Raw genomic sequence first — 2,162 nt, 5'->3', positions numbered from 1 at the left:
TTTCGCCCCCAAAGTGCTTTAGCCTTTATTTTTCAATGCTTTAAGATTAAGAAAGCGAACCATAACTAAGAATCTTTCGTAGAAGTTGGTGTCAGAGAAGCCAAAGGTTCAGGAATAGTCTCTGAAGGTGCTTGAAATTCTCCCTTAATTACAAACTCTAAGCGTAATTTAAACCAATCTGCACATTTAGGATCAGTAGAAATAATCGCTGCAGCAGGTTGAGGGCATTTTTCTTTAATGCTAGCTAGTTCAGGAGTTTCTAAAAAAGCAGGTTGAGCAACTAACCAAAAATCAATTTCTTTTTCCTTCTCGTGATAATATCTTTTGCGCTCCTTCAAGACTTCTTCTAAAGGTTCTTCTTCCATTAAAAATTTTTGACTAGCTAAGACGTAATAGTAAGTTTGCATTTCCATGAACAAATTAGAAATTATTGATATTCTCCAGGGCAGTTAGGCGCAAGAGTTCTCTCAAGAGTGTAAACCTCACTCGGTGGGTTGACATTTCTTATAGTCCTGCACCCATGCCTCTTGCTGGAGGTGGGTGACGCTTCCCTCCGCGTCCGTTTAAAGTCTCGGATTGCCCACCCGCGACAAAAATACTATACCTTTAATCTTCTACATTAATCAATCAAAAAGTCGCCGATTTAAGGGCGAGGCATCTACCTCAATTTTTAAGTAATTATTGCTGTGCTGATTAAATCCAAAAGCATTTATGTATAAACGTTTTAGCCATTTTAAGTCGTGATAAAGTATCAGTTTTTCGGTGAAAAGAGCTGCATAAAGTGAGGACTTTGGGGTAACGCGAGGCAGAAAAATCAAGGAAAAATTATTTCTCCTACAATCCCAGTCTTCCCACACTTCCCACCCCTCCCACACCTCCCACACTTCCCACACCTCCCACACCTCCCACACTTCCCACCCCTCCCACACCTCCCACACCTCCCACACCTCCCACACTTCCCAAACTTTGCTTTTTTCAGCAAAACCTAATTATAAGTTGCCATAAATAGCAAGTTTCATTTCACGGACAGCTCGCTCCATACCCACGAGTACCGCCCTAGAAATAATTGTATGACCAATGTTGAGTTCTTCCATACCTTCTAGACAAGCAACTGGATAAACATTCCAATAAGTGAGGCCATGTCCAGCATTTACCCGGAGACCAGCAGCGATCGCTATTTGACATCCATCTGCCAAAACAGTCAGTTCTTTGTAGCGTGTGGCCTCATCCTCAGCTTCAGCATAAGATCCCGTATGGAGTTCAATAAACTTGGCCTGAGTTTCGGCAGAAGCTTCTATCTGGACTCTTTCAGCATCAATAAACATACTTACAGGAATATCTTCCCCTTGTAATTGGGCTACAACTTCCCTCATCTGGGGCAGATTTCCAGCCACATCCAAACCCCCTTCCGTAGTAACTTCTTCCCGACGTTCTGGTACAAGAGTAATATAGTCTGGTTTAATTTCCAGAGCGATCGCCACCATCTCCTTAGTAGGGGCCATCTCTAGATTCAAATGAGTCCGCACAGTTTGTCGAAGAATACGGACATCTCGTTCTTGAATATGGCGACGGTCTTCGCGCAGATGGACAGTAATACCATCAGCACCAGCTAGTTCAGCTAAAACTGCTGCTGCTACTGGGTCAGGTTCTACAGTTTGTCGCGCTTGTCTAATTGTGGCCACGTGGTCAATGTTGACACCGAGAGTGGGCAATTTTTGCTTCTGGTTCATAAAACTGATATAAAACGTCACGGGTAATAACATTTTAATGTTTTCCTGTTTCTACGAGATACGTCGCCAATCCTACAGTTCCCCGCCGCTACGCGGAAGTCAAAATTCAAAATTCATGCATTATTAGTTAGTGAAGTGTGAAGTCAAAATCAATTATCAATATAACTTACTAAAAATTACTTATTTTTGGTAAGTTATACAAAATACCTATTTTTGAAAATCAACAAATTGAAAAATATATCTAAATTGATAATTTTTAAGATTAATTATCAAATTTTTATCTGATAATTAAAGAAAATAACTAATGCAGGATGGCAGAAATAACAATTTGCAGTTACAGCCATCCTAAAACCCTTAGTAACCAATAATGCATGAATTTTGAATTTTGAATTCTGCCTAAAAATTACTTATTTTTGGTAAATTATACAAAAT

The 2,162-nt window shown here is 40.0% G+C and carries 3 protein-coding genes; all 3 read right to left on the bottom strand.

Going from position 1 to position 2,162, the window contains the following annotated elements; genetic code table 11:
* Positions 1 to 65: 65 nt before the first annotated feature.
* The 3 genes from F6K40_RS36735 to F6K40_RS36725 all read right to left on the bottom strand — a co-directional run bounded on the left by F6K40_RS36735 (position 66) and on the right by F6K40_RS36725 (position 1,712).
* On the bottom strand, positions 66 to 407 hold the full coding sequence (locus tag F6K40_RS36735; protein ID WP_293144082.1) for an MgPME-cyclase complex family protein: 342 nt from the start codon (positions 405 to 407) through the stop codon (positions 66 to 68).
* A 216-nt stretch (positions 408 to 623) separates the two neighbouring features.
* Positions 624 to 956 (bottom strand): hypothetical protein, encoded by a 333-nt coding sequence (locus F6K40_RS36730; RefSeq protein ID WP_293144079.1) that lies wholly within the window; start codon positions 954 to 956, stop codon positions 624 to 626.
* Between the two features lie 33 nt (positions 957 to 989).
* Entirely contained in the window at positions 990 to 1,712 is a 723-nt protein-coding gene (locus F6K40_RS36725; RefSeq protein ID WP_293144085.1) for a pyridoxine 5'-phosphate synthase, read from the bottom strand.
* Between the last annotated feature and the right edge of the window lie 450 nt (positions 1,713 to 2,162).

It is taken from the genome of Okeania sp. SIO3I5 (assembly GCF_010672085.1).
Classification (GTDB): Bacteria; Cyanobacteriota; Cyanobacteriia; order Cyanobacteriales; family Microcoleaceae; genus Trichodesmium.
Note: the sequence above shows the minus strand (reverse complement) of the source record. Positions and strands in the feature narration are given on the sequence as shown.